Below are 25866 nucleotides of genomic sequence, written 5' to 3'. Positions count from 1 at the left end.
AAACCGCGCGAACGCGTTCGGTTTCCGCCGCCTGGCCGTCGCTGATATCGGGACCGCGCCTGTCCCGCGCGGCGGCAGGGGGTGCAAGGGGGGAGCGCCGCGTTCAGCGGCAGGAACGATCGGATCATCGCGGTCCGGTTCATGCGCCCACTCCTGCTTTCGCGATCGCGTCGTGCGCGATCCAGCGAAAAAGCCGCCGCCCCGGACGCCGATGACGTCCGGGGCGGTCGGTTCTCTGGCTTAGTTGGTCACCAGCGCCATGCCGGTGCCGTAATCGCCATGGTTGATCAGCTGAACCGAGAACGGGCCAGTCCAGATCGGGTTGACGCGGCAGTACAGGGTGACGTTGTGCGACATGTCCTGGCAGACCAGGTTGCCGTTCTCGTCATAGACCTTCATGTCCACCGGGGTCGCCGAGTCGCGGCGGGCGCCGACGACCAGCGGCTCACCGCCGCGCGCAGCGAAGCGGACGGTCCAGGTCGTCGCGCTCGGGACGTACTGGACGGTACGGATCGCACCGCCGACAACGCCCTTGGCGCCACCGGCCTGCGCTTCGTCGACCGCCGCGATGACGTCCGGGTCACCCGCGGCGAGCTGCTTGGCCTCGGCGAACAGGTCGGCGGCAGTCGCGGTCTTCGCGGTGCCGGTACCCTTGCCGGTGCCTTCGATCTTGCCCTTGTCGGTGCCTTCCTTGACGGTGATCGAATCGATCATCTTGGCGGCAACGATCATCGCGCGCGCATCCTTGGTGGTGCGGGCGTAATCGGCCAGGCGATATCCGAGCGTCAGCGTATCGACGGCCTTCGAGCTGTCGGTGGCGGCCACTTCCTTGTCGCCAAGGTTCGTGCCCTTCTTGTCCTGCGCGATCGACGGCGAGGCCAGAACGCTCGCAGCGAGCAGAGCCAGCGCCATCTTGTTGTTGAACTTAACCATTACCTACGTCTCCTCACTCTCAGGTCCTGCTCCCAAGCAGACCTTCGTTACTGATCCCTCGATCAGGCAGGTTCTTCTGTAGTGTGGCCCCCGCCGCCGCGACACTAACAGTTTCAGTCCTCAATTCCAGACCGATTTGGTGTTCCGAACCCGAATCGGCGCCCGAAAAGAGCGGTTTATGGGACGGCGAAGCCGAGTCGCTGGCGACAGACGCGCCTAAATGTAACCTTGTTACATCTTCACGTCATCTTGCCAGTCTCGCGAATCGACTAAACCCGCCCGCTCGTGGCGGTCAGCGCTCGAGTCGCAGCTGGACCAGGCTGTTGCCCCGCGCGACGAACAGCACCGCGCCGCCGGCGATGTTCTGAAGCGCGCGGGCGAACTCGGCCGCGCTGCGCACCTGTTCGCCATTGACGCCAACGACGACATCGCCGGTCTGCAAGCCCGAGCGCGAAGCCGGCGACCCCGGCTGCACCGACGCGACCACCGCGCCGCGCACCTGCGCGGGCAGGCGATCGCCCGCGTTCACGTCGCGGAACGTGGCCCCGAGCGCGCCCAGGCCCTGACCGCTGCCGGTGGTCGGGCGCTGGACCTGCACCGGGCGCGGCGCCTCGACCGTCACCGTGGTCCGGGCGGTCTGGCCGCCGCGGCGATAGCTGAGCGCCACGGTCTTGCCCGGTTCGAGCACGCCCAGGATCGCGGTGAGGTTGCCCGGCCCCTCGATGGTGCGGCCATCCGCCTCGACGATCACGTCGCCGGCGCGCAGGCCGGCACGCGCCGCCGGGCTGTCGGCCTGCACTTCCGACACCATCGCGCCGCGCGTCGATCCGCCCCCGGCCGCCTCGCGGCTCACCGGGCCGACGGTGACGCCGATGCGTCCGCGCTTGACAGTGCCGTTGCGGCGCAGCTGATCGACGATCGCCATCGCCATGTTGACGGGAATCGCAAAGGCGATGCCGGCATTGTCGCCCGATTTCGACCAGATCGCGGTGTTGATACCGATCAGGCGGCCGCGACTGTCGATCAGCGCGCCGCCGGAATTGCCGCTGTTCACCGCTGCGTCGGTCTGGATGAAGTCCTGGAATCCGTCGCCGATCCCGGTCCGCCCCAGGCCCGAGATGATGCCCATCGTCAGCGTCTGGTCGAACCCGAAGGGATAGCCGATCGCAAAGGCCAGATCGCCGACCTGGATATTGCCGCTGTCACCGACCTGGATCGCCTGCAACCCGCCCGGCTTGATCCGGATCAGCGCGATGTCGGTCTGCGGATCGCGACCGACCAGCGTCGCATCGACCACGCGTCCGTCATAAAGCTGGACCTGCAACGCCTGCGCCTTTTCGACGACATGGTTGTTGGTCAGAATCTCGCCCTTCGCCGCGTCGATGATGACGCCCGACCCGCTGCCGATCGGCTCCGGCTTGCCCTGGGCGGGCGCCTGCTGACGCGGCGAATCATCGTCATCGTCGCCGCTGCTCGCGCCCTTCTGGCCGAGCACGATCACCTTCACCACCGCCGGCGCCACCGCGCGCAGGTCGCGGGCATAGGAATAGACGCCGCGCTGCGTGTCATAGGGAACCGGGGCGGTCTGCGCCGACGCGGTCGCGATCGGCACCGACGTGGCAATCAGCGCCACTGCGGCGACGCCGCCCAGCAGCGAACGAACCTTCGACATCATGTAACCCTTTCCCCGATTCATGCCCTTGCCTCTTCCTTTACCGCCGGCAACGAAATCGCAATGCGAAACCCGTGTGCGATGTTCGATGCCTGGACATTTCCGCCCGCACGCAGCGACACCGTCTTGACGAATGCGAGGCCCAGCCCGTGGCTGTCCGCGCCACCGCTCGAATAGCCCGGTTCGAAAATCCGGTCGATCTTGCTCGGCTCGATCCCCGGCCCGTCATTCTCGACGGTGATCCGCATCTCGTCGCCGTCGCGTTCGACGCGACAGCGCACCATCGTTTCGGGCGTCGCAAACTTCACCGCATTGCCAAGGATGTTCTCGATCATTCGGTCGAACAGGTCGCCCGGCACCCGCACCTGCCCCTGCTGCGCGTCCAGATCGAAATCGAGATCCTTGTCGTCGCCCAGATAGACGAACATGTCGTCGATCAGCTGGCGCACGCGCGCGGCGGGATCGACGATGTCGGTTCCCGCACCCCGCGACACCTCCGCGTCGATGATGCCGAGCAGCATCCGGCACCGTTTGTCGACGGTGACCAGCTTCGCATCGGTTTCTCCGATCAGCGGCTCGCCCGGCGCCTTCGCGCCCAGCGCCTCAAGATGCCGACGCGCCACCATTACCGGCCCGCGCAGATCGTGCGCGACGTGGCGATGCAGCCGCCGCATGCCGCCGATCATGTCCTCCGAGCGGGCAAGCAACGCATTGAGATGACGGGCGAGCGACCGGAATTCGGGCTGGTCATCATCCTCCTCCGCGCGCTCGGAGAAGCCGGAGCGGTCCGCCCGGTCGAGCAGCGCGTTGAACCGGTCGAGCCGGGTGCGCCAGCCCCGCATCAGCGCCCAGGCAAGCAGGCTCGCCAGCGCGAGGAACGCGATCGCCACCCCGCCCGCGAGCAGATAGGCGCGCGTGACCAGGCGCGGGTCGGGACTGTAGATACGCGCGCTGAGGAAGCTGCGCCCTCCGCCCAGATCCTCGATCACCCCGACCGCCGTCGCCCTCGCATGCTGACAGGCCACGCCGGCCGGCACCGAAAACCGGACCTCGCCGCTGCCGCCGGGCCAGACCAGCCGGGGGGTGCCACGCGTCGTCCCATCGGCCATGCGATAGAGGAACAGGGCGCGGGTCCGCTCGCCGCTGTCACAGCGCCCGCCATCGGTTGCTTGCAGCGCGCGCGCGGCGATCATCGTCAGCACCTCCGCCTCGCGCTCCTCGACCGAATAGCCCGGTGGCAGGCTCGCGATCTTGCTCGACAACACCGCCGCGTCCGCCTGCGAACGCACCAGCGCGAGGTCCCGGGCGTTGCCCGCCACCATCTGCAACAGGCCGAGCGTCAGCCCGGCCAGCGCGACGGCGGCAAGCGCGCCGATCACCAGCGTCGTGCGAAGCGGAAGCCAGCGCAGCATCAGCTCAGCGCGCGCCCTCCATCCCGGCGAGATTGCGCAGCGCGAACCCCTGCGCCCAGATGTTGGTCACCAGCGGATGATATTCGTCGGGAATGTCGGGGCATTGCCGCTTCAGCGACTTGCGCAACCGCTTGATCGCCTGATCGACGGTGTTGGCGAATTCCTCGGGGAAGTGGCTCCACCCCTTGCCGATCCAGCACCGGTCCCACAGCATCGATTGCGACAGCGGATTGCCCCGCTCGCGATAGAGTTCGACCAGGATGTCCGCCTCGCGGCTGGTCAGCTGGAGCAGCCGGCCATTGCAGCGGACTTCCTTGGTATCCGCATCGACCTCGATCGGCGCGCAGGTCCACCCCTTCGACCGCATCGTCGGCTTGCGACGGCGCAGCTGCGCCGCCACCCGCGCGACCAGTTCCTCGCTCGTCGCCGGCTTGGGAACATAATCGTCGGCGCCGCGCGCGATCAGCCCGTGGATCCGCTGGTCCTCCCCGCCGAGCAGCGAATAAACCAGCGCCGGCACGTCGGGATCGGTCTTCAGTCCGTTGGGACGGCGGCGGATGCGGTCGAGCACCTCAAGCCCCTCGATCCCCGGATTGATGCGGTCGAGGACGACGACGTCATAGGCGGCATCGACCATCGCTTCGAGCGCGGCATCGCCGGTTTCGAACAGATCGACGCTCTCGCATCCGGCATCTTCCAGCGCCGCCTTCATCTCGGCACCGATCTCGTCCTCCAGGATCAGCGCGCGGCATCCGGCGAAGGTGTCGGCGATGTTCTGCGCGGCTTCCGCGTCCAGGTTCAGCGCGGCCATCAGAGCGGCCCCCGCGGGAAGCGGCGCGGCACGCCGGGGCGGCGGGCCTTCGCGGCCTGCGCGCTCAGCGGCAGCGCGACATGGAGCGTTCCCTGCCCGGCGCGCTGGATGCGCAGCACCGCCACATCGCGCTTGGACCCGGTGATCGCCGTCATCGCCGCGGCCGCGTCGCGAACCGGGGCGCCATCGACGGCGAGCAATTCATCGCCTTCGTAAAGTCCGTACATCTGGCCGATCGAAGCCTCCTCTACCTTGCCCACCATCACCTTGCCGGGGGCGCCAGCCTTGAGTTCGAAACCGAGTGTGAAGCCCCCGTCCGGGGCGATGCCGTCGGACATGGACAATGCGGCGACCTTGCCGCGTTCGCCCGCCGTATCCTCATCGGCTTCCAGCGCAACCGACAATTCGACCGGCTTGCCATCGCGGACGATCTTCACCTTGACCTTTTCGCCCGGCACGGTGTCGATCAGCGCCATGGACAGGTCGCGAACGACCTCCAGCTTGCGCCCCTCGACCGAGAGCAGCAGGTCACCGATGCGGACGCCCGCCCGCTCGGCGGCACCACCCTTGCCGACGGCGTCGATGATCAGGCCGCTCTGGCCCGGCGCGCCCAGCGCTTCGGCCATACCGGCATCCGCGCTGCTGGCGGTGACGCCGAGCCGGCCGCGCACCACCTTGCCGTCGGCGACCAGCTTGGCCGCGATCTTCTCGGCCAGTTCGGCCGGAATCGCGAGGCCGATGCCGATGTCGAAAATCGTCTCGGGCGGAGTCGCCGTGTTGATACCGATCACTTCCCCATCCTCCGTGATCAGCGGCCCCCCACTGTTTCCGGGATTCAGTGCGGCATCATGCTGGATGAAATTCACGGGCCACGCAACGTCGTAGGAACGATCATAGCCGCTGACGATGCCCGCGCTGACCGAAAAGCGATTTCCCAGCGGATTGCCGAGCGCATAGACGCGTGTGCCGAGCGGCAGCCGTGACGATTTGACGAAGCGCACCACCGGCAGCGGCCCCTCCGCATCGATCTTGACGACGGCGAGATCGGTCCGGCCGTCACGGCCAAGCACCCGTCCCTTGTACTTGCGCCCATCGGCGAACGCGACCTCGACCGTGTCGAGCTTCGCGACGACATGCGCGTTGGTGAGGATCAGGCCCGACGCGTCGATGACGAAGCCGGAGCCGCCCGCCGCTTCGCTGTCGCCGTTGCGCTTGCGGGCCGCTTCGTCCTGGGGGCTGATCGCGACGACCGCCTTCATCGCCCGTTCGATGCCGGTCTGTGCCGGCGCGGCGGCCTGTGCGATCGCGACGGGCGACATCGCCGATGCCCGCGCGGTCGAAGGAAGCGCGATGCCCAGGCACAGCGCCGACGCCAGAAACCAGCCGAGCGTCCGGCGCATCAGATTTGCGGATGTTGTGGAAGTCATGGATAATCCGGGTAAAGACTAAGACCCGATCTATCTGTCATTTCGTTCATCCCGGTTCGACGGTCAGGTTCAGACAAGTCCCCGATTCGCAGTGGCTTCGCCCGGTTCCGGCCGGGTGCGCCTGCTATTTTCCCGCCCCGGCGCTCAGTTGCCAATCGGCGCGGACCTGGTCGCGAAAGACGATGGTGAAATCCGACAGTTCCTGCTGCGCGCGCGCATCGAAGCCCGCGCCACCGCCCGCCCGCGTCAGCACCTGCCGCCCCGCGTCGCGCAGCAACGTGCGCGCGAGCGGAAGGCCGGCAGGCTGGCCCATCATGAACCGGCCATAGCGCCAGGCGATGTTGATCCGCTGGCTGTGATCGGCGCTGAACGCGGTACGCGAATCGCGCTCCGCGCGCCCGAACCACATGCGCGCCGCCGCCATGTCGCCCGCCTCCTCCAGCGCGGTGCCGAGGCTGCCGGCGATCATCACCCGCAGCTGGGCGGCCTCCGCCCCCAGGTCCGTCGCCGCCGCATAGTTCGTCTTGAGCAGATCGATCGCCTCGGCGCGTTGCCGCAGCTTCAGCAGCGCGACCGCCAGGTTGTTGCGGATCAGCACGGTCCGTGCATGGCCGGCGCCGAAGCTGGTCACCGCGATCTGCAACACCTGTCGCTGGATCGAAACCGCGCTTTCCAGTCCGCCGGTACGGGTGAGCACCGTGGCGAGGTTGCCCATCACGGTCACCAGTTCGTCGGGATTGGCGCCGCCGCTGGCGTTGAGGACACTCACCGCCCGCAGGAACATGTTCCCCGCCTCGTCATTGCGTCCCGATTCCATCAGCACCAGCCCGACATTGGAATAGGCGAGCCCGGTCAGGTTGCTCGTCTCTCCGAACAGGCGCAGCCGGATCGTCAGCGCCTCGCGCAGCACCGGTTCCGCCTCGCGCAGGTCGCCCCTGCGCACCAGCGCGACGCCAAGACCCGTCAGACTGTCGGCGGTGCCGGCTTCGTCCCCGGCGGCGCGGCGCGCGACCAGCGTCTGGCGCCACAATGCGATCGCCTCATCGGTGCGGTTCTGTTTTTCAAGACATAGCGCGAGCGACTGCTGGAGCGAGACGACCTCCGCCGATGCCGGACTCGTCAGTGCCGCCAGCCGCGCGATGCCGGTGCGCAACGTCGCCTCCGCCTCGCCCAGCCGCCCCAGCGCCATCAGGGCATTTGCCTGGGTCAGGCGAAAGAAATTGCCATCGACCGTATCGCCCGCGATGCGGATCGCCCGTTCCGCAAACACCAGGCCCTCGGCAAACTTGCCCAGCATGACCAGGTTGTTGCCCCGCCGCGCCACATAGGAAGCGAGCGCGGGATCGTCGCCCAGCAGCTTTTCGGCGCCTTCGAGCGCGAGCCGGAACGGCTCCTCCGCGTCCGCATTGCGTCCCTGCCGCTCCAGCACCAGCCCGTAGAAGAAGTTGGCGACCAGCGAGACCTCGCTCTCGACGCCGAACGTCGCCGCCACATCGACCGCGCGCCGCGCGATCGGCACCGCCTCTATCGAGCGACCATTCTCGCTCAGCGCCATGCCGTAATAGGCGAGCAGCAGGACACAGGAATCGAGCGAGTCCACGGTCGCCTTGTCACCGCCGGCTGCGGCGATGCACGCCTTTGCGTCCGGCTCGATCAGCGGGAGTGCCTTGCGCAGATCGCCGGCCTCGAACGCGGCGGTGAAGGCGTCGCTGGGCGATTTGACCTGAACCTGCACCTGGGCGTGCGCCGCCGACACGGCGAAGGCGGCCGGCAATATCGCGATGGCAATTGATCGGTGCAGCTCAAGCATCCGGCTCGCTCCCCCTCTTACCGGTGAACCTCAGCCTATCCCCGCGCGTTCACAAGCGACAACCCCTGACAGGCCCCGGCAGGTCAAACCAGGCCGCACGCATCAAACTGGTATCATTTGACACCAAATTGCGTGCATTGTAACCGGCGCGCAAAGCACAGGAGCGATCGACATGACCGGCCCCACCACCACGCCCGACAACCCCCTTGGCCTGAACGGGTTCGAGTTCGTGGAATTCACCTCGCCCGATCCGGAGGCGATGGCGCGGCAGTTCGAACAGCTTGGCTTCGTCCCCTCGCATCGCCACCCGACCAAGGCGATCACCCGATACAAGCAGGGGCGGATCAGCCTGATGCTCAACCGCGACGAGAGCGGTCGCGTGGCGACGTTCCGTGCCGCGCACGGCCCGTCGGCCAGCGCGATGGCCTTCCGCGTCGCGGATCCCGACGCGGCAATGAAATGGGCGCTGGAACATGGGGCCGAGCGGACGGCGGAGGACGACACCTGCATCCTGGGCATCGGCGGATCCTATCTCTATTTCATCCAGGACGGCACCGATCTCTATGCCGACTGGGAAGAAATTCCCGGCTGGCAGGCGGCCGAGGCGGAGAACAATGTCGGGCTCGACCTGCTCGACCATCTCACCCACAATGTCCGGCGCGGCCAGATGCGGGTGTGGAGCGAATTCTATCGCACGCTCTTCAATTTCGAGGAGCAGAAATATTTCGACATCAAGGGGCAGGCCACCGGGCTGTTCAGCCAGGCGATGATCGCGCCGGACAGGGCGATCCGCATCCCGCTCAACGAAAGCCAGGATGACAAGAGCCAGATCGAGGAATTCATCCGCGACTATAAGGGCGAGGGCATCCAGCACCTCGCGCTGACCACCGACGACATCTATGACACGGTCGAGCGCCTTCGCGCACGCGGCGTCAAGTTGCAGGACACGATCCTCACCTATTACGAGCTGGTCGATAAGCGCGTTCCCGGCCATGGCGAGGATCTTGAGCGGCTCCGGCAGAACCGGATCCTGATCGACGGATCGGTCGAAACCGGCGAAGGCATTCTGCTTCAGATCTTTACCGAGAACATGTTCGGCCCGATCTTTTTCGAAATCATCCAGCGCAAGGGCAATGAAGGCTTTGGCAACGGCAACTTCCAGGCGCTGTTCGAAAGCATCGAGCTGGACCAGATTCGTCGCGGCGTGATCAAGGTGGATGCCTGATCGCGTTCGGGACGCCTGAGACGGGTTGGAGAGGAGAGTCGGGGGGAGCGCGCGGGTTGCGTATGGCGTCGCTCCACCCCGGCCATTATCGTACCTGGCGATGACCGATCGCCTCACCGCCACGCCGCCCGGAATCCGCCTCGGTCCGGTCGATCTGATCGCCGATGGCGCCGCGCGCAATTTCGTGATCGAGATGAAGGCGGGCCGCTTTCACGGATTCGCGGTCCGCTCGGGCGACGGCGTCCGGGGATTTGTCGATCGCTGCCCGCATATGGGGCTGCCGCTTGCGCAACAGCTCGACGATTACCTGACCGACGACGGCACGCTCATCCGGTGCAGCTGGCACGGCGCGCTGTTCCGCACGAATGACGGCGCATGCGTCGGCGGCCCGTGCGCGGGCGCGTGTCTGACCCCGTGGCCGATCGCGCTGCGCGACGGGGCGATCTGGACCGCGTGACGGCCGGCCCGATCAGGCCGCGGCGCTGTCGTGGCTGGTCGCCAGCGGCGCGGTCTTGTCACCATCGGCCATGAGCACGTCGGTGAACAGCGTTCGCCACCACACCACGTCCTCCGCCTCGATATTGTCCATCATCGCCCGCCAGCGCCGCTTGCGCTCGCCCAGGTCCATCCGCAGCGCGGTCAGGATCGCGTCCGACATTTCGTCGGCGCTGTACGGGTTGACCAGCACCGCCTCCGGCAACTGCACGGCCGCGCCGGCGAAGCGTGAGAGGATCAGCACGCCGGGATCTTCGGGATCCTGTGCGGCGACATATTCCTTTGCGACCAGGTTCATCCCGTCGCGCAGCGGCGTCACCAGCCCGATCCGTGCGGCACGATAGATGCCGGCCAGCACGTCGCGCGGATATCCCTGGTTGACGTAGCGGATCGGCACCCAATCGACATCGGCATAGGCGCCGTTGATGCGCCCCGCGATCCCCTCCAGCGTCGCGCGGATCTTCTGATAGCTTTCCACCGCCCCGCGCGAGGGGGGCGCGATCTGGAGCAGGAACACCTCCTTGCGCTCTTCCGGATGCTCTTCAAGGAACCGTTCATAGCCCAGGAACCGCTCTTCCAGCCCCTTTGAGTAATCGAGCCGATCGACGCCGACGATCATGTCGCGCCCCACCGCGCTGTCGCGCATCCGGCGGAATGCCTGCTTCGCCGCCCCGCCATTCGCGCCCTCGACGAACTCCTTGGTATCGATGCCGATCGGCGCGACGATCAGCTTGAGCGTTCGCCCATCCAGCGTCAGCGTGTCGCCATCGGCGACCGCGTCCATCTCATGGGTCGCGTAATGGCGGAACGAATCGAGCCATTGCCGGGTATGGAATCCGACCAGGTCATAGGCGAACATGGTCCGCACCAGCGCCTCGGCCTCGGGCAGCGTCGCGAGCAGGCGGCTGGGCGGCCAGGGGATGTGCAGGAAGAAGCCCATGCGGTTCCGGCACCCGCGATCGCGCATTTCCTGGCCCAGCGGGAACATGTGGTAATCCTGAATCCACAGGATGTCGTCGGCCTCGACCAGCGGGCGGAGCGTGTCCGCGAAGCGCTGGTTCACCCGGCGATAGCCGCCCGCGAACCCGCGCTCATATTCGGCCAGATCGATGCGATAGTGAAACAGCGGCCACAGCGTGCGGTTGGCATAGCCGTTATAATATTCCTCGACATCCTGCTGTTCCAGATCGACGGTCGCGGTGGTCACCCCCTGCGCACGCTGAAGGTTGATGTGGCCGGTGAACTGCTCGGTCGTCTCGCCCGACCATCCGAACCAGATACCGCCAAACTCGCGGATCGCCGCCTGCAACGCGACGGCCAGCCCGCCCTGCGCGCCCGAATGCGACTCCAGCGGCGCGGTGACGCGATTGGAAATGACGATCAGGCGGCTCATCGGATGGCGCTCCATGGTTTGCTCAACAGGACGGCGCAGTTGATCATGCCGACAAGCGAGTAGGTCTGCGGGTAGTTGCCCCACAATTCACCGGTCACGGGATCGATATCCTCGGACAACAGGCCGGCGGCGGTGCGCCGTTCTAGCATCTCCTCGAACAATTGTCGCGCATCGGGGTCGCGGCCGGTAAAGTGCAGCGCCTCGATCAACCAGAAGGTGCAGACGTTGAATGCGGTTTCGGGGAGGCCGAAATCATCCTCGGTCGCATAGCGGAGCATGTGGCTGCCGCGCCGCAAGCCCTGTTCCACCGCTTCCAGCGTGCCGAGGAACCGGGGATCGTCGGGCTTCAGGAAGCGCAGCTCGAGCAGCTGGATCAGGCTCGCGTCCAGGTCATCGCCGCCGAATGTGGCCGACATGCGGTTGGTTTCGGGCCGCCACGCCGCTTCCTCGATCGCCCTGCGCATGCGGTCGGCACGTTCCTGCCACAGCGCCCGCTCGCCCTCCATGCCCAGCCGCTCCGCGGCATTGGCCAGACGGTCGCATGCCGCCCAGCACATTGCGGCGCTATAGGTGTGGACGCTCTGGCGCGTGCGAAGCTCCCACAGCCCGGCATCGGGCTTGTCGAACAGCTCCAGCGCCCGCTCGCCGATCCGCACCAATGCCTCGAAATCCTCGCGCCCCGCCATGCGGAACAGGCGGCGGTCGAAAAACGCCTGCACGTTCGACAGGACGATCTGGCCATAGGCGTCGTGCTGAACCTGCTCATAGGCCTGGTTGCCGACGCGCACCGGCCCCATGCCGCGATAGCCGGCCAGGCGCGGTGCCTGGGTCTCGATCAGCGTGGGTTCGCCCTGCACCCCGTAAAGCGGCTGGATATGCCCCCCGCGCGCCTGATCGACGATGTTGCGCAGATAGGCCAGATACCCCTCCAGCACGTCGAGCGCGCCGACGCGGTTCAGCGCCTGGACGGTGTAATAGGCATCGCGGATCCAGCAGTAGCGATAGTCCCAGTTGCGCTCCGAACCGGCATGTTCGGGGATCGAGGTCGTCAGCGCGGCAACGATCGCGCCGGTTTCCTCGTGCTGGCACAGCTTCAGCGTGATCGCGCTGCGGATGACCACCTCCTGCCATTCGAACGGGGTGGCCAGGCCGCGCGACCAGCTCTGCCAGTGGTGGCGGGTATAGCCCTCCATCTCCTCGACCGTGGTGCCGATGTCGCCGGAAAAGCTCTCGTCCGGTCCGAGGAAGAAATGCAGCGGCCGTTCGACGCGAAAGCTGCGCTCCTCCTGCAACAGGCCGACCGGCGCGGTGGTCGTCAGGCGCAGTTGCAGCCCGTCGAGCAGGAAGCGGACATGGTTGGACCCGCTGGTGTGAACGACGTTCGCATCGCCCCAGTTGCGCGTCGGACGCAGCCGCACCCGGATGCGCGGCGATCCGTGAACCGGGCGGACGATCCGCACGAACGCGACCGGGCGATAGGTCCGCCCCAGCCGTTCGAACCGCGGGCAGAAGTCGGTGATCTCGATCGCGCCGCCCTGGCTGTCGGTCATCCGCGTGACGAGGATCGGCGTGTTGGCGACATAGGTCTGCTCGATCCCGACCCGGTCCTCCAGATCGATCGCCCAGAGGCCCACCGCGTCATCGGCGGTCGGATCGCGACCATCGACCAGCGAGGAAAAGACCGGATCGCCATCGACGCGCGGCACGCAGCCCCAGACGAACCGGCCCGCGCGGTCGATCAGCGCACTGACCTGGCAATTGCCGATCGGCCACAGGTCAAGATTGGGCGTCACCGGCATTCCTCCACGAATTGCGTCAGCCATGCGCGGACCCCGGCGACATCGGGCAGGCGGTGGCGTGCAGCCGTCGCCCGCATCGGCCCGACCAGAATGCCCGCGCCATCCAGTGCGTCCGCCGCCGCAAATCCATCCTCGTCGGTCACGTCATCGCCCAGAAAGACGGGGTGCGACCCGGCGAATGGCGTCATCGCCATCAGCGCGCCGATCGCCGCGCCCTTGTCGCCCGGCGCGCGCAGCTCGAACACCATCTTGCCCTCCTGAAGCGTCAGCCCCGAGGTCTGGGCGAGGTCGGCGGCGAGCGCGGCGCATTCCGCTTCCGCCGCCGGTGCGCCGCGAAAATGAAGGCCGGCACCCAGCGTCTTCGCCTCGACCAGCACGCCCGGGCGACGAGCGGCGAAGGCGCGCATTGTGTCGAGAACCCGATCCAGCTCCGCCGGGCGCGTCGCCCCCCGAACGGTCCCGTCGGCCAGCCGCAGCTCCGCACCATGGCTGCCGCCGATCGTGAAATCCGGATGATCGAAAAGCGCGGCGATCTCATGCGCGCCGCGTCCGCTCACGATCGCGAGCCGGCCATCGAGCCGGCGCGCCAGCGCGCGGATCAATCCGCCCAGATCGGCATCGACGCGCACCGCATCGGGCCGATCGACGATCTCGACGAGCGTGCCGTCGAAATCGAGGAACAGGCTGGCGCCGACAAGCAAATCGACCGGAGGCGGCGCGAGTGCGTCCGCCAGCTTCGTTTCCGCAGGATCAGGCATCTGACCCCTCTTAAAGCAATTGGAACGCGTTCGTTCCGATTTTTCGCTGCAATGCGGGATTTTTTGCTCAGGCGGACTCGCGTGAGCGCGCCGCGGCCGGCGCGGGGTTGGAGAATTCCATGTCCTGGTCGATCCCGCCGAACCGCAGCGCCATCAGGTCGAGTGTATAGTTTTGCGGCACGCGCCACGGCTTGCGGTCGCCCTGGCGGGGCATGCGATCGACCGCGCGCTCGATATAGCCGGAGGTGAATTCGAACAATCGCTCGGGCGTCACGCTCGCGTCCAGCCGGGGCGTCACCTGGCGCATCCTCCGCCGCTTCATCGCGTTGAGCAGACGGCACAGATAGGCGGCGGTAAGGTCCGATTTCAGCGTCCAGGACGCATTGGTGTAGCCAAAGGAATAGGCCAGATTGGGAATGCCGGAGAACATCATCCCCTTGTAACTGAGCGATTGCGCGGGGTTTTTCGCCACGCCATCGACGTCAAGTTCGATCCCCCCGATCAGCTTGAGGTCAAGCCCCGTCGCGGTCACGATCACATCCGCCTCGATCAGGTCGCCCGATTTGAGGCGGATTCCCGTTTCCTCGAACCGGTCGATATGGCCGGTGACCACCGACGCCCGCTCTTCGCGCAATGCGGCGAACAGATCGGCGTCCGGCACCAGGCACAGCCGCTGGTCCCACGGATTGTAGCGCGGCGTGAAATGCGTTTCGATATCGTGGCCGGGCAGTTCGTCGCGCACCATCTGGAGCAGACGCTCCCTGGTCTTTTCCGGGTTCTTGCGCGCGAGGCGAAAGAACAGCTGTTGCAGCGACACGTTCTTGATCCGCGTCAGTCGATAGGCCAGCCGCGCCGGCAACTTGCGCCGCAGCCAGTTGGCGAGCGCATCCTGCGAGGGGCGTGAGACGATATAGGTGGGCGAGCGCTGAAGCATCGTCACATGTGCCGCAGTCTTCGCCATTTCCGGGACCAGCGTCACCGCCGTCGCGCCCGAACCGATCACCACGACCCGCTTGCCCGTATAATCGAGATTGTCGGGCCAATGCTGGGGATGGACGATCCGCCCCGCAAAGGTCTCACTGCCTTCGAACCGGGGCGAATAGCCGGCTTCGTAATTATAATAGCCGGTGCAGCTGAACAGGAAGTTGCAGCTCATCTCCACGATCTCGCGATCGGGGCCGCGCTCGACCGTCAGCGTCCAGCGGGCCTGGTCGCTCGACCAGCTGGCCGCGATCACCTTGTGCTGGTGCCGGATATGGCGATCGATGCCATATTCGCGGGCGGTCTCGTCGAGATAGTGGAGGATCGAGGGGCCGTCGGCGATCGCCTTGGCCTGCGTCCATGGACGGAAGCTGTAGCCCAGCGTGTACATGTCGCTGTCCGATCGGATGCCGGGATAACGGAACAGGTCCCACGTCCCCCCGCTGCGCTCGCGTCCCTCCAGGATCACATAGCTGCGGTCGGGGCAGTCCCGTTGCAGGAAATAGCCCGCGCCGATGCCGGAAATGCCGGCACCCACCACCACCACGTCGAAATGTTCGCCCATCGCGTCCTCTCACATTCCGACGATATTTACACCGATGTCAATAAAGCGCAATCATTCCGCGCCTTCGGGATCACCGGCCCCGGAACGTCCCTTGAACCCCTGCGCGACGACGAACCATTCGACCGACCCCTTGCGGCTGGACGGCGGCTTGGCGTGCTTCACGGTCGAAAAATTGCGCTTCATCTCGGCGACCAGGCCGCTGTCCGCGCCGCCGGCGAACACCTTGGCGACAAAGGCTCCGCCCGGCGCGAGGTTGCGGATCGCGAAATCGAGCGCGGTTTCGACCAGCCCCATCGTCCGCAACGCATCGGTCTGGGGGTGGCCGACGGTGTTCGCCGCCATGTCCGACAGGACCAGATCGGGCGCGCCGCCCAGCGCCGCGATCAACTGATCGGGGGCGCTGTCGTCCATGAAATCCATCTGAAAGATGGTGACGCCGTCGATCGGATCGACCGGTAACAGATCGATGCCGACGACCGCCGCCCGGGGCAGCTTGCGCCGCACCACCTGGCTCCAGCCACCCGGCGCGATTCCCAGATCGACGACGCGCTTCGACCCCTTGAGCACGTCGAACTTCTCGTCCAGCTCGATCAGCTTGTAGGCGGCGCGGCTGCGATAACCCTCTGCCTTGGCCTGTTTGACATAGGGGTCGTTGAGCTGGCGCTCCAGCCAGCGGACCGACTGGCTCGACCGGCCACGCGCGGTGCGCACGCGGGTGCGTCCCCGGGTTCCGCCCCGGCTCATCGCCACCTCCTCATTGCGCGCGGCTCCCCATCAAATGGCGCAGAATGCCCTCGCGAATGCCGCGATCGGCGATGCCCAGCCGCTCGGCCGGCCACAGATCCATGATCGTCTCCAGGATCGCGCAGCCCGCCACGACCAGATCGGCGCGTTCCGATCCGATGCACGGCACTGCCGACCGGCCGGCCATGTCCAGTCCGGCGATCCGCCGGCTGACCGACCGCATCGACGCGACCGGGACGATCAGCCCGTCGATCGCCGAACGGTCATAGGAGGACAGGCCAAGATGCACGCTGGCGAGCGTCGTCACCGTGCCGCTGGTGCCGAGCAGCCGGCGGTTGCCGTTGATCGCGGGCAGGCGGGCGACGAAGGGCGCGAACGCCTCCGCCACGCTCTCGCGCATCCGCGCATAGCCGGCCTCGCGCGCGGCCGCGTCGGCATCGGGGGCGATCCCCCGCGCCTCGGTCAGCGACACGACGCCCCATGGCGCGCTGTGCCAGTCGATGATGCGCGGCAGGGTTTCGCCGTCATCGCCGCCGCCCTCGACCAGGACGAGTTCGGTCGAGCCGCCGCCGATATCGAACACCAGCGCCGGTCCGTCCCCCGGCTCCAGCAGCGCATGACAACCCAGCACGGCGAGCCGCGCCTCTTCCTCCGCGGTGATGATGTCGAGGACGATGCCCGTCTCGCGATAGACGCGTTCGATGAACTCGGCACCGTTCGCCGCCTGGCGGCACGCCTCGGTCGCGACCGAGCGGGCGAGCGCGACATGGCGCCGGCGCAGCTTGTCCGCACAGATTCGCAGCGCCGCGATGGTCCGCTCGATCGCCGCGTCGGACAGGCGGCCGGTCGATGCCAGCCCCTCGCCCAGACGGACGATCCGCGAAAAGGCATCGACCACGGTGAACCCTCCGCCTTGCGGACGCGCGATCAGCAGCCGGCAATTATTGGTGCCGAGGTCGAGCGCGGCATAGTGCCGCGCCTCCGGCCATCGCGCCCTGATCTTGGGCGGGGCCTGTATCGGGGCCGCTCGGGCCGGCTGGGACGCCGGCGGGCGCGGCATCCTGGCGGAGCCATCCCCCATCAAACCAACTCGCTTATGTTCTTCCGTCACGGTCCATCAGGGGCCGCCGGTGCTTGGCAGGAACGCTAGCGCATGCGCGAACCAGGGGCAAGGCGAGGGAGAGCGCGGCGATCCGGCGCAAAGGCGATCAACCCCCTTGACCCCCGCCACGCCCCCGCCTAGATGCGCCCCCCTATCGGTGCTGCCCGATCGTCTAATGGTAAGACAACGGACTCTGACTCCGTCAATCGTGGTTCGAATCCACGTCGGGCATCCAATCCGCTTCCACCGCGCCAGTATCAGCCGTGCCGAGCGAGCGGTGTGGTCAGCCTACCCATTCGGGCCAGATCCGTACCGTGACCCGGTCATAGGCGCGTTCCTGCCCCTCGATTTCGGCGCATTTTTCCGGATCGTAGCGCGCCGCGCGTACCCCGCCCGTGGCGAGCATCGCGCGGACCGTGGCGACGCGGCGGCGTTTCAGCGCGCGGCCATCCCCCCGCCCCGCCTCACCCGGTGCGCACAGATAGGCGACGGCGCCGGGCCTTCCGAAGCGGACCACGTCGCGCAGTCCGGCGGCGAGCCTTGCCGCCTCACCCGCGGCGGGACGCGCGGTGCCGGGGTCGAACCGCACCTCGAACGGACCCAGAAGCCGGCTCGCCGTCGCGGGCGGCGCCAGCAGCGCCAGCGCCAGTCCCGCCGCGACGCCGGCGCGACGCATCAGTCGCCGGTGAGGATGCGATCGACCAGTTGCTTCACGGTCGGCACGAACCCGTTCGAATAAAAGGGGTCGCGCTTGAAATGATAGGCGGCGTGGCCGGCGAACATCAGATTCTGGTCGATATCGCCGCCATGGGCGATGTCCTGCAACGTCTTTTGGATGCAGAAGCTGCGCGGATCGGCCAGGCGGCCGGTCGAATTCGTTTCGGTATCCGCCCAGGACGAAAAGCTGCACTGGCTGAGGCAGCCCATGCAATCGGCCTGGTCCTTGCGGATGTCCTTCTTTTCGTCGGTATCGACAAAGATCAGCGTGTTGTCGGGCGTCTTGAGCGCGTCGGTATAGCCCAGCCCGACCCATTCGCGCGCGCGCAACAGGTCGCCGCGTGTCACCCAGAAATTCTTGCCCTTCACCCCGACATCGAGCTGGAAGGTGTGATCGCCCGCCTGCTCGGTCGAATAGGGAATCTGCCGTTCCGACCGCGCCTCAAGGTTGCGCAGAAAGGGGTTGCGAACCGCGGAGGAATAGAAGCCGGTCGGCGAGAACCGGTGCAGCAGCACCTCGCCCTCCTCGATCTGGGTCAGCTTCGCCTTCCACGCGTCGGGGATCGGCGATTCCTGTGTCAGCAGCGGGCGCGTGCCGAACTGGAACGCGATGGTGCCAAGCTCGGGATTGTCGATCCAGTCGTTCCAGTCGCGCAGATACCAGACCCCGCCCGCCATCACGATCGGCACATCGTCCGAAATGCCGCCCTCCCGCATCACCGCGCGCAATTCCTTCACGCGCGGATAGGGATCCTGCGGCGCGCGCGGATCCTCGGCGTTGGACAGGCCGTTATGCCCGCCGGCCAGCCAGGGATCCTCATAGACCACCGCCGCCAGCCATTCCGCCGCCTTCGAATAGGCGCGCTTCCACAGCGCGCGAAAGGCGCGGCCCGAGCTGACGATCGGGAGATAGTTGACGCCATAGGACGCCGCGATCTCGCTGAGCTTGTAGGGCATGCCCGCGCCGCAGGTGACGCCCGCGACCATGCCGCGCGTCCGCTCCAGCACGCCGTGCAGCACGCGTTGCGCGCCGCCCATTTCCCACAGGACATTGATGTTGATCGCGCCCTTGCCCCCGGCGATGTCGAACGCGCGCTTCACCTGCTGCACCGCGCCCTCGATCGCGAAGGCGATCAGCTCTTCGTGGCGCTCGCGCCGGGTCAGCGCCTTGTACACCTGGGGAATGATCTTGCCGTCGGCGTCATAGCTGTCGGCGTTGACCGCGCTGACGGTGCCGATGCCGCCCGCCGCCGCCCAGGCACCGGCCGAGGCGTGGTTGGTGGCGGCGACGCCCTTGCCGCCCTCGACCAGCGGCCAGACTTCGCGGCCGTTATAGACGATCGGCTTCAGACCCTTGAACAAAGATATCCTCCAGAAAATTCGCGCGACCCTAGCGGGGATCGCCCCCCCGCGCGAGGGGAATCAGCCAAGAACCCCCGGCCGGCCCACCGCGTCGGCATAGAGCGCGGCATAAGACGCGATCATGTCCTTCTCATCGAACAACGCCTGCGCGCGTGCGCGGTTCGCTTCGCCCACGAACCGGCGGGCATCGGGATAGCCGGCCAGCCGCTCGATCTGGTCGCGCAGATGCACCGGGCTCCAGTCGGGCGCGATGAAGCTTTCATTCTCGGGCGCGACCATCTGTGCGACGTCGCCGACCGGGGTGGACGCGACCGGCAGGCCCGCCGCCATCGCCTCCATCACCGCGATCGGCTGCTGCTCGCTCTTGGACGACAGGGCAAAGATGTCGAACAACCCCATATAGCGGCGCGGATCGGCGACGAAGCCGGGCAGCAGCACGGTCTTTTCCATCCCCATATTCTCGACCGTGTCGGCGATCGCGCCGCGTTCCGGCCCCTCGCCGACGATCACGAGCTGCGCGCGGCTCTTCATGCCCCCCATCGCGCGGACCAGCATCGGCAGATCCTTTACCGCGCGCAGCCCCGCGACCGTGCCGACCACGACATGGCCGGGCAGCCGCCTGAACCCCGGAATCGCGCGGGGATCGGGCTTTTTCGCATAGGCGGCGACGTCGATCCCGTTCGAGATACGATGGACGCGCGCCGCCGGCTGCTTCCACGCCTGGCGCGCGATCCGCTCCAGCCGGTGCGAGGGGACGACCAGCGCATGCGCCGCGCCCAGCGCCATCCGGCGATACATGTTGCGCACCGGGTTGAGCCGGTTCGCCTCGTCCGCGTTGAAGCCGTCCTCATGATGGACGACCGGCGGCATCCCCTTGGCAAAGACCCGCCGCGCCATCACCCCGTCGATCGCCCCCCAATTATAGGTGAGCACGAGATCGAAGCGGAGCATGTACTTCGCGATCGCCTCGTACCGCGCGACCGAGGGCCTGCCGGTCAGCGGCGGGGGGTTTTGCGCGATTTCGTAGCGGATGCCCTTCGCGATCGCGTCACGGGCGCCATACGCCCCCTCGACCCCGGAAACGATGACATGCTTCGCCCGGTCGCCGAACGCGTTCATCAGGCGCACCGCCCGCGCCTCCTTGCCGCCAAGGTCGAAGCTGGAGTGGAGATGAAGAATGTTGAGCGTCATCGCCCCTTCGCACTCGTCATTTTCGCGAAGGTGTCAACCGCTGCCCACAACGCGACCGACCTGAGGCGGGTCCCGCAGCCATTGGCGGCGGCGTGGCGGCGCACACCCGGCCCGACATGCGCCAATGCCGGGACAGCGCTACCGGCCGGCCAATCGCCCGAAGCCCGCAACGATTTCGGCATTCACCGCGCGGCGATCATGGCCATGACGGCCAACACCACCCTCCTCACGCCTGTACCGCCCCGGCGATCTTCGCCAGTAACCGGTCGATCGCTGCCGCGGCCTCCGGTTCGGCAAGGGTGGGGGCGTGGCCGGTGTCGGGGATGGTGACGAGATCGGCGCCGGGGACGTGCGCGCGCATCGCCTGCGCAGTGGCGGCCGACAGGATATCCGAATGCGCGCCGCGCACGATCAGCAGCGGCTTGTCGTTCAGCGCGTCGAACGCGCGCCACATGTCCGGTCCCGCCTCGTTCCCCGGCACGCGGAACGGTTCGGCGATCTTCATGTCATAGTCGAGCACGATGCGCCCCGCGCTGGTCAGCCGGTAGAGGCGCTTGGCCATATCCAGCCACTCGGCGATGCCATAGGTGGGATGGACGTCGCCATTCGCCTCCGCCAGCGCGCGGGCGGCGTGCATCCAGGTGGGAAACCAGTTCGCCTTTCCCACATAGCCGCGGATGCGGGCCAGACCCGCCGCGTCGATTTCCGGTCCGACATCGTTCAGCACCGCGCCGGCGATCCGTTCGGGATGGGTCGAGGCCATCAGCATCGTCAGGATACCGCCCAGCGACGTGCCGACCGCGACGAAGCGGGTGAGCTTCAATTCCGCCACCAGCGCCTCCAGATCCTGGAGATAGGTGAGCGGGACATAGCTCATCGGATCCTTGGCATAGGCGCTTTCGCCACGGCCGCGCAGTTCGACCGCGATCACCCGCCAGTCGCCCGCCAGCCGCTCGGCCAGCGCCTCGTAATCACGCGCGTTGCGGGTCAGGCCGGGAATGCACAGCAGCGGCGGGCGCGCCGCGTCGCCGGGATAGTCGCGATAATGGAGACGCAGGCCGTCCCCCGACCACCAATAGCCGTCCGTGAAGCGGGGCAGGTTGCGCGCGGTCGCCATCCGTCCCCATATCGCCGCATGACCGATTTCCCGCAAGCGCCGCGATTATCAGAATGGTATGATCCCGATCCGGCGCTGCTGAAGCTGGGCGATGCCTTTTACGACGCGGTGGAGGCGGCGAGCTTTCCCCAGACCATCCTGCGCTTTCGCAACGACCGCGCCGCGCAGGAAGTGGGTCTGGAGGGGCTGACCGACGCGCAGTGGCTGCGCCATTTCGGGCGGTTCGAGCCCCTGCCCGGCAACCTCCCCCAGCCGCTGGCAATGCGTTATCACGGCCATCAGTTCCGCACGTACAACCCGGATCTGGGCGACGGGCGCGGCTTTACCTTCGCGCAACTGCGCAACAGCCACATGAAAGACCTGATGGAGCTGGGGACCAAGGGATCCGGCCAGACGCCGTGGAGCCGGTTCGGCGACGGTCGCCTGACGCTGAAAGGCGGGGTGCGCGAGGTGCTGGCGACCGAGATGCTCGAAGCGCTGGGCGTGCGGACCTCGCGCAGCCTTTCGCTCATTGAAACGGGTGAGGCACTGCACCGCAATGACGAACCCTCCCCCACCCGGTCGGCGGTGCTGGTGCGGATGAGCCTGGGCCATATCCGCATCGGCACCTTCCAGCGGCTGGCCTATCATGGCGATGCCGAGAATATGCGGCGCCTGATCGACTACTGCCTGGACGAGATGTTCCTGGTCGAAAAGGATGCGGACCCGGTAGCGCAGTTCTTTGAACTGGTCGTCGCGCGGACGGCGGCGCTGGCGACCCAATATATGGTCGCGGGTTTCGTCCATGGCGTGCTGAATACCGACAATATCAACGTGATGGGTGAGAGTTTCGATTACGGCCCGTGGCGGTTCGCGCCGACATTCGATCCCGGATTCACGGCGGCATATTTCGACCATGCCGGCCTCTACGCCTTTGGCCGCCAGCCCGACGCGATCCTGTGGAACGTCGCCCAGCTCGCGGTCGCGCTGCGCATCGTGAGCGAGGCGCCGCCGCTGATCGAACGGCTGGAAGCGTTCGAGCCGGACTATCGGCTCTTCTACCAGCTGGCGCAGGAACGCCGGCTCGGCATCACGACGCCGGACGGCACGATCGATACCGAACTGGGCTGGCGGCTGAAGGATGCGATCGAGGCGGCGCTGATCGCGACCGGCCATTCGATCGACCGTTTCTATTTCGACGCCTATGGCGGGTCGTTGCCCGATGGCTATGGACCGCAATGGGACGGGGTGCGCGCGGCGCTTGCCGGATATCGCCCGACGGCGACGGGGCGCACCCACCCCTATTTCGCGCGGGGAGCGCCTTGTTCGATGCTGATCGACGAGGTCGAGTCGATCTGGGCGGCGATCGACCAGCGTGACGACTGGGACCCGTTTCACGCCAAGATCGCACAGGTGCGCGAAATGGGCGAAGCGCTGGCCCCCGGCGCCGCCGATCGGTGAGGTGGCGTCGCGACGCGACTTGGTGCTAGAGCGAGCGCCGACCGACAGGCCTTAACCATCAAGAAAGACCCCATGGCCGCTTCCGAGATCGTTTCGACCGAACCCGCCACTGGCGCCGTCCTGTGGCGGCAGGAAATCGGCGATGTCGATGGCGAGGTCGCGGCCGCGCGCGCCAGCTGGGCCGACTGGGCGTCGCGGCCGATCGCGTTCCGGATCGAAACGCTGCGCCGCTATGCCAATGTCGTGCGGCAAAAGGCGGACACGTTCGCCGACCTGATCGCGCGTGAGACCGGCAAGCCGCTGTGGGAAGCGCGCAGCGAGATCGATGCGGTGATCGGCAAGGTCGATATCTCGGTCACCGCCTATTCGGAGCGGACCGGACAGCGGCGGGTGGATGCGCCGATGAACACGCGGCTGGCGCTGCGGCACAAGCCGCATGGCGTGCTGGCGGTGCTCGGCCCCTATAATTTCCCCGCACACCTGCCCAATGGCCATATCGTCCCGGCGCTGCTCGCGGGGAATGCGGTGGTGTTCAAACCTTCCGAAAAGACGCCGGCGAGCGGCGCGTTCCTGATCGAGTGCCTGCACGCAGCCGGGGTTCCCGCCGGCTGCGCCCGGCTGCTGATCGGCGGGCCGGACGAGGGCAAGGCGCTGGCCGGGCATGACGGCATCGACGGCCTGTTGTTCACCGGGTCGGCGCGCACCGGCATCGCGCTCAACCGCGCGTTCGCGGCAAAGCCGGAAAAGATCCTGGCGCTGGAGATGGGCGGCAACAATCCGATCGTCGTGTGGGACACGCCCGACCTGTATTCGGCGGCGGTGCTGGTGGTGCAATCGGCATTCACCACGGCCGGCCAGCGCTGCACCGCCGCGCGCCGCCTGATCGTCGATCAGGAACTCTACGCGCCGCTGATCGGCGAAATCAGCAAGCTGATCGGCCGGCTGATCATCGGCGAGCCGCATGCCGACCCCGCCCCGTTCATGGGTCCGGTGATCGACAACGACACCGCCGACCTGCTGACCGAGAGCTTCCTCGAACTCACCTTTCTGGGTGGCAAGCCGATCCGGCACATGGAGCGCCCGATCGAGGGGCGGCCGTTCGTCACCCCCGCGATGATCGACATGACCGATGCGCGCGAGAAACCGGACGTCGAACTGTTCGGCCCGATCCTGCAAGTTGTGCGCGCCGCCACGTTCGAGGATGCGATCGCAGAGGCGAACAACACCCGATACGGGCTGTCGGCGAGCCTGGTGAGCCAGAATCCGAAGCTGTACGACCAGTTCTGGGCCAATGTCCGCGCGGGCATCGTCAACTGGAACCGGCCGACCAATGGCGCCAGCTCGACCGCGCCGTTCGGTGGCATCGGCTGGTCGGGCAATCACCGCCCCAGCGCCTATTACGCCGCCGATTATTGCGCCTATCCGGTGGTGTCGTCCGAAGCGGAACAGGCGCGGGTATCGATCGGCATCGGCCTGCGCGACGGCTAGCGCGGATCGGCTGCCGGATCAGTCGCGCGCGCGCTGGCGGGCGGCGAGAATCCAGTCGGCGAAAATCTGAAACTTCATGGTTTCGCGCAGGTCGCGCAGCGTCTGCTGCTCCGCCGCGCCGAACGCCGGCTGGTCGGCGATCGTCGCCAGCCGCATCGCAATCCCGGATTTGAGGAAATGGCGCGACCCGGCGGGATCGCCCGATGCCAGTAACGCCTTGCCCAGCCCGATATCGGCATCCGCCCGGGCGGCGTCGCGCGGCGAGGTGCCAGCGATCACCAGTTCGCGAATCTGTCGCGAGAGCGCGAGATAGGCGGTGACCTCACCCCGCAGCTCGGCGATCGTGCGGCGGTGGAACAGGACCCGCAGCAACGCGGTCCGGTCGAACGAACGCGCACCGCGCGCAATCCGCTCGGCATCCGCCAGGTCGGCGGAAGCCGCGTCGATCCGGCGATCGCGCAGCTCCAGGATCGCGCGCAGCATCAGGATATCCAGCCAGCCGCCGTCATTATGCGCGAAATCCGATTTCGGCGTCCCGGCGTCATAGGTCGCGACGGCGACCGACAAGTAGCGGCGCGCATCGTCGAACCGCGACTGGCCGAACGCGTGCCGCGCGAGCGCGACCGTGAATTCGACCCGCAGGCGCGGCGGCAGCGACGCGGTTTGCAGATATGCCTGGACCTGGCGCCAGATGACCGCCGCCTGGGCCACGCGACCGCGCGCCTCGATCGTATTGGCATAGTCGATCAACAGCGTTGCGGTAAAGGAATCGAGCCGCGAGATACGTTGCATCGCTCGCGTCATCCACTGATCCTGCTCAACGACGCGCGAACGGATTCCCGCGATCTGCGCGTTCATCAGCGCCCAGTAGAGGGCGTTGCCGCCCTCCTCCAGCGCGTCCCCCGCCGCGCGGCGGAACGATGCGGCGATCCATTCCATCAGGTCGAGCCGGCCGCCCGCCATCGCCATGTTGAACGACATCCAATATTGGACGCGACAGCTGAACAGCAGGTTCGGCCTGCCATCGACGCCCAGGTCCATTCCGGTCGTCGCGCATTGCCGTTCGGTCTTTGCCAGTTCCACCTTCACTTCGGCGAGCTGTCGATCGGTCAGGACGGTTTCGGCCATTGCCGTGCCGGGGGCGAGCGCGAGCATCGCAATCGCAGCGACAGGGGCGAACGACGCGGAAGATCCGTTCATCCAGGCCATATCGACGAAGCTAGAGGACCGATCCGCGCGCTGCAACGGACGGAACCGGACAGCGCCGTGCCGCCGCCCGATGCCCGGCTGAACCGGTCGTACAAGGCGTTGGCACGATCGTACCAGCGCCCGGGCTGGGGGGCATCGCGGGCCTGTCCTATGACGGACGCGAGGAGCGAAGCCTGCGATGTTCCGTATCGTCTGTTTGCTGGTTGGCCATCGGC

21 protein-coding genes and 1 tRNA gene are annotated in these 25866 nt (G+C 67.0%); 5 read left to right on the top strand and 17 right to left on the bottom strand.

The genetic code is table 11. From position 1 onward, the window contains the following. Window positions 1–240: 240 nt before the first annotated feature. The 6 genes from KF783_RS09510 to KF783_RS09485 form a co-directional block, all read right to left on the bottom strand. Window positions 241–912: a hypothetical protein gene (locus KF783_RS09510; protein ID WP_294078554.1), complete on the bottom strand. Its 672-nt coding sequence runs from the start codon at window positions 910–912 to the stop codon at window positions 241–243. 313 nt (window positions 913–1225) lie between these two features. After that, entirely contained in the window at window positions 1226–2605 is a 1380-nt protein-coding gene (locus KF783_RS09505; RefSeq protein WP_294078553.1) for a trypsin-like peptidase domain-containing protein, read from the bottom strand. A 20-nt stretch (window positions 2606–2625) separates the two neighbouring features. Next, window positions 2626–4017, bottom strand: a complete 1392-nt coding sequence (locus KF783_RS09500; protein WP_294078550.1) for a HAMP domain-containing sensor histidine kinase — start codon at window positions 4015–4017, stop codon at window positions 2626–2628. A gap of 4 nt (window positions 4018–4021) precedes the next feature. Then, entirely contained in the window at window positions 4022–4828 is an 807-nt protein-coding gene (locus KF783_RS09495) for a response regulator transcription factor (RefSeq protein WP_294078548.1), read from the bottom strand. Further along, window positions 4828–6255 carry a trypsin-like peptidase domain-containing protein gene (locus KF783_RS09490; RefSeq protein ID WP_294078547.1) on the bottom strand — a complete coding sequence of 476 codons (1428 nt, stop codon included), beginning with the start codon at window positions 6253–6255 and terminating at the stop codon, window positions 4828–4830. The genes KF783_RS09495 and KF783_RS09490 overlap by 1 nt, the downstream gene beginning before the upstream one ends. A 124-nt stretch (window positions 6256–6379) precedes the next feature. Then, window positions 6380–8065, bottom strand: a complete 1686-nt coding sequence (locus KF783_RS09485) for a tetratricopeptide repeat protein (RefSeq protein ID WP_294078545.1) — start codon at window positions 8063–8065, stop codon at window positions 6380–6382. Window positions 8066–8237: 172 nt separating this feature from the next. Here KF783_RS09485 and hppD point away from each other — a divergent pair, with 172 nt between their 5' ends. Further along, the gene (hppD, locus tag KF783_RS09480; protein WP_294078543.1) at window positions 8238–9290 is read left to right on the top strand and encodes a 4-hydroxyphenylpyruvate dioxygenase; all 1053 of its coding nucleotides are present in this window, start codon (window positions 8238–8240) and stop codon (window positions 9288–9290) included. A 100-nt stretch (window positions 9291–9390) separates the two neighbouring features. Continuing rightward, window positions 9391–9747, top strand: coding sequence for a Rieske (2Fe-2S) protein (locus KF783_RS09475; RefSeq protein ID WP_294078542.1), 357 nt, complete (start codon window positions 9391–9393; stop codon window positions 9745–9747). Window positions 9748–9759: 12 nt separating this feature from the next. Here the strand turns inward: KF783_RS09475 and KF783_RS09470 are convergent, their stop codons facing one another. The 6 genes from KF783_RS09470 to KF783_RS09445 all read right to left on the bottom strand — a co-directional run bounded on the left by KF783_RS09470 (window position 9760) and on the right by KF783_RS09445 (window position 17106). Beyond that, window positions 9760–11178, bottom strand: a complete 1419-nt coding sequence (locus tag KF783_RS09470; protein WP_294078540.1) for a trehalose-6-phosphate synthase — start codon at window positions 11176–11178, stop codon at window positions 9760–9762. Further along, window positions 11175–13001: a glycoside hydrolase family 15 protein gene (locus KF783_RS09465; protein WP_294078538.1), complete on the bottom strand. Its 1827-nt coding sequence runs from the start codon at window positions 12999–13001 to the stop codon at window positions 11175–11177. The genes KF783_RS09470 and KF783_RS09465 overlap by 4 nt, the downstream gene beginning before the upstream one ends. Continuing rightward, window positions 12968–13735: a trehalose-phosphatase gene (gene otsB, locus KF783_RS09460; RefSeq protein WP_294078536.1), complete on the bottom strand. Its 768-nt coding sequence runs from the start codon at window positions 13733–13735 to the stop codon at window positions 12968–12970. Before otsB ends, KF783_RS09465 begins: the two co-directional genes overlap by 34 nt. 67 nt (window positions 13736–13802) lie before the next feature. Further along, on the bottom strand, window positions 13803–15281 hold the full coding sequence (locus KF783_RS09455; RefSeq protein ID WP_294078534.1) for an NAD(P)/FAD-dependent oxidoreductase: 1479 nt from the start codon (window positions 15279–15281) through the stop codon (window positions 13803–13805). 51 nt (window positions 15282–15332) lie between these two features. Next, complete coding sequence (locus KF783_RS09450) at window positions 15333–16025, bottom strand: RlmE family RNA methyltransferase (RefSeq protein ID WP_294078533.1); 693 nt, start codon at window positions 16023–16025, stop codon at window positions 15333–15335. A 10-nt stretch (window positions 16026–16035) separates the two neighbouring features. Next, window positions 16036–17106 (bottom strand): Ppx/GppA phosphatase family protein, encoded by a 1071-nt coding sequence (locus tag KF783_RS09445; protein WP_294078531.1) that lies wholly within the window; start codon window positions 17104–17106, stop codon window positions 16036–16038. Window positions 17107–17288: 182 nt separating this feature from the next. Between KF783_RS09445 and KF783_RS09440 the strand changes: the two genes are divergently transcribed. Further along, window positions 17289–17362 (top strand) — tRNA-Gln (locus tag KF783_RS09440). 48 nt (window positions 17363–17410) lie between these two features. Here KF783_RS09440 and KF783_RS09435 read toward each other — a convergent pair. The 4 genes from KF783_RS09435 to KF783_RS09420 all read right to left on the bottom strand — a co-directional run bounded on the left by KF783_RS09435 (window position 17411) and on the right by KF783_RS09420 (window position 21496). Beyond that, window positions 17411–17803, bottom strand: coding sequence for a hypothetical protein (locus KF783_RS09435; RefSeq protein ID WP_294078529.1), 393 nt, complete (start codon window positions 17801–17803; stop codon window positions 17411–17413). Then, window positions 17803–19206, bottom strand: coding sequence for a nitronate monooxygenase (locus KF783_RS09430; protein WP_294078527.1), 1404 nt, complete (start codon window positions 19204–19206; stop codon window positions 17803–17805). The genes KF783_RS09435 and KF783_RS09430 overlap by 1 nt, the downstream gene beginning before the upstream one ends. A 60-nt stretch (window positions 19207–19266) precedes the next feature. Further along, window positions 19267–20397 (bottom strand): glycosyltransferase, encoded by a 1131-nt coding sequence (locus KF783_RS09425; protein ID WP_294078525.1) that lies wholly within the window; start codon window positions 20395–20397, stop codon window positions 19267–19269. A gap of 226 nt (window positions 20398–20623) precedes the next feature. After that, window positions 20624–21496 (bottom strand): alpha/beta hydrolase, encoded by an 873-nt coding sequence (locus KF783_RS09420; protein ID WP_294078678.1) that lies wholly within the window; start codon window positions 21494–21496, stop codon window positions 20624–20626. Between the two features lie 36 nt (window positions 21497–21532). Between KF783_RS09420 and KF783_RS09415 the strand changes: the two genes are divergently transcribed. Together KF783_RS09415 and astD are read left to right on the top strand one after the other, a co-directional pair. Further along, on the top strand, window positions 21533–22954 hold the full coding sequence (locus tag KF783_RS09415) for a protein adenylyltransferase SelO family protein (protein WP_294078523.1): 1422 nt from the start codon (window positions 21533–21535) through the stop codon (window positions 22952–22954). 72 nt (window positions 22955–23026) lie between these two features. After that, window positions 23027–24442 carry a succinylglutamate-semialdehyde dehydrogenase gene (gene astD, locus KF783_RS09410; RefSeq protein WP_294078521.1) on the top strand — a complete coding sequence of 472 codons (1416 nt, stop codon included), beginning with the start codon at window positions 23027–23029 and terminating at the stop codon, window positions 24440–24442. Window positions 24443–24460: 18 nt separating this feature from the next. Here astD and KF783_RS09405 read toward each other — a convergent pair whose 3' ends face one another. After that, window positions 24461–25651, bottom strand: a complete 1191-nt coding sequence (locus tag KF783_RS09405; RefSeq protein WP_294078519.1) for a hypothetical protein — start codon at window positions 25649–25651, stop codon at window positions 24461–24463. Between the last annotated feature and the right edge of the window lie 215 nt (window positions 25652–25866).

The organism is Sphingomonas sp. (assembly GCF_019635455.1).
GTDB lineage: Bacteria > Pseudomonadota > Alphaproteobacteria > Sphingomonadales > Sphingomonadaceae > Sphingomonas.
The sequence above is the reverse complement of the archived record's forward strand: the minus strand, read 5'-3'. Positions and strand labels throughout refer to the sequence as shown.

Bases quoted from the DNA above. Each gene is read 5' to 3' on its own strand.
- KF783_RS09500 (WP_294078550.1), bottom strand. From the start codon at position 4,017: ATGCTGCGCTGGCTTCCGCTTCGCACGACGCTGGTGATCGGCGCGCTT.
- KF783_RS09495 (WP_294078548.1), bottom strand. From the start codon at position 4,828: ATGGCCGCGCTGAACCTGGACGCGGAAGCCGCGCAGAACATCGCCGAC.
- KF783_RS09425 (WP_294078525.1), bottom strand. From the start codon at position 20,397: ATGACGCTCAACATTCTTCATCTCCACTCCAGCTTCGACCTTGGCGGC.
- KF783_RS09415 (WP_294078523.1), top strand. From the start codon at position 21,533: ATGACCGATTTCCCGCAAGCGCCGCGATTATCAGAATGGTATGATCCC.
- KF783_RS09435 (WP_294078529.1), bottom strand. From the start codon at position 17,803: ATGCGTCGCGCCGGCGTCGCGGCGGGACTGGCGCTGGCGCTGCTGGCG.
- KF783_RS09490 (WP_294078547.1), bottom strand. From the start codon at position 6,255: ATGACTTCCACAACATCCGCAAATCTGATGCGCCGGACGCTCGGCTGG.
- KF783_RS09510 (WP_294078554.1), bottom strand. From the start codon at position 912: ATGGCGCTGGCTCTGCTCGCTGCGAGCGTTCTGGCCTCGCCGTCGATC.
- KF783_RS09505 (WP_294078553.1), bottom strand. From the start codon at position 2,605: ATGTCGAAGGTTCGTTCGCTGCTGGGCGGCGTCGCCGCAGTGGCGCTG.
- KF783_RS09450 (WP_294078533.1), bottom strand. From the start codon at position 16,025: ATGAGCCGGGGCGGAACCCGGGGACGCACCCGCGTGCGCACCGCGCGT.
- KF783_RS09445 (WP_294078531.1), bottom strand. From the start codon at position 17,106: ATGGGGGATGGCTCCGCCAGGATGCCGCGCCCGCCGGCGTCCCAGCCG.
- KF783_RS09405 (WP_294078519.1), bottom strand. From the start codon at position 25,651: ATGGCCTGGATGAACGGATCTTCCGCGTCGTTCGCCCCTGTCGCTGCG.
- KF783_RS09455 (WP_294078534.1), bottom strand. From the start codon at position 15,281: ATGGGCGAACATTTCGACGTGGTGGTGGTGGGTGCCGGCATTTCCGGC.
- KF783_RS09465 (WP_294078538.1), bottom strand. From the start codon at position 13,001: ATGGCTGACGCAATTCGTGGAGGAATGCCGGTGACGCCCAATCTTGAC.
- KF783_RS09485 (WP_294078545.1), bottom strand. From the start codon at position 8,065: ATGCTTGAGCTGCACCGATCAATTGCCATCGCGATATTGCCGGCCGCC.
- KF783_RS09470 (WP_294078540.1), bottom strand. From the start codon at position 11,178: ATGAGCCGCCTGATCGTCATTTCCAATCGCGTCACCGCGCCGCTGGAG.
- KF783_RS09475 (WP_294078542.1), top strand. From the start codon at position 9,391: ATGACCGATCGCCTCACCGCCACGCCGCCCGGAATCCGCCTCGGTCCG.
- hppD (WP_294078543.1), top strand. From the start codon at position 8,238: ATGACCGGCCCCACCACCACGCCCGACAACCCCCTTGGCCTGAACGGG.
- astD (WP_294078521.1), top strand. From the start codon at position 23,027: ATGGCCGCTTCCGAGATCGTTTCGACCGAACCCGCCACTGGCGCCGTC.
- otsB (WP_294078536.1), bottom strand. From the start codon at position 13,735: ATGCCTGATCCTGCGGAAACGAAGCTGGCGGACGCACTCGCGCCGCCT.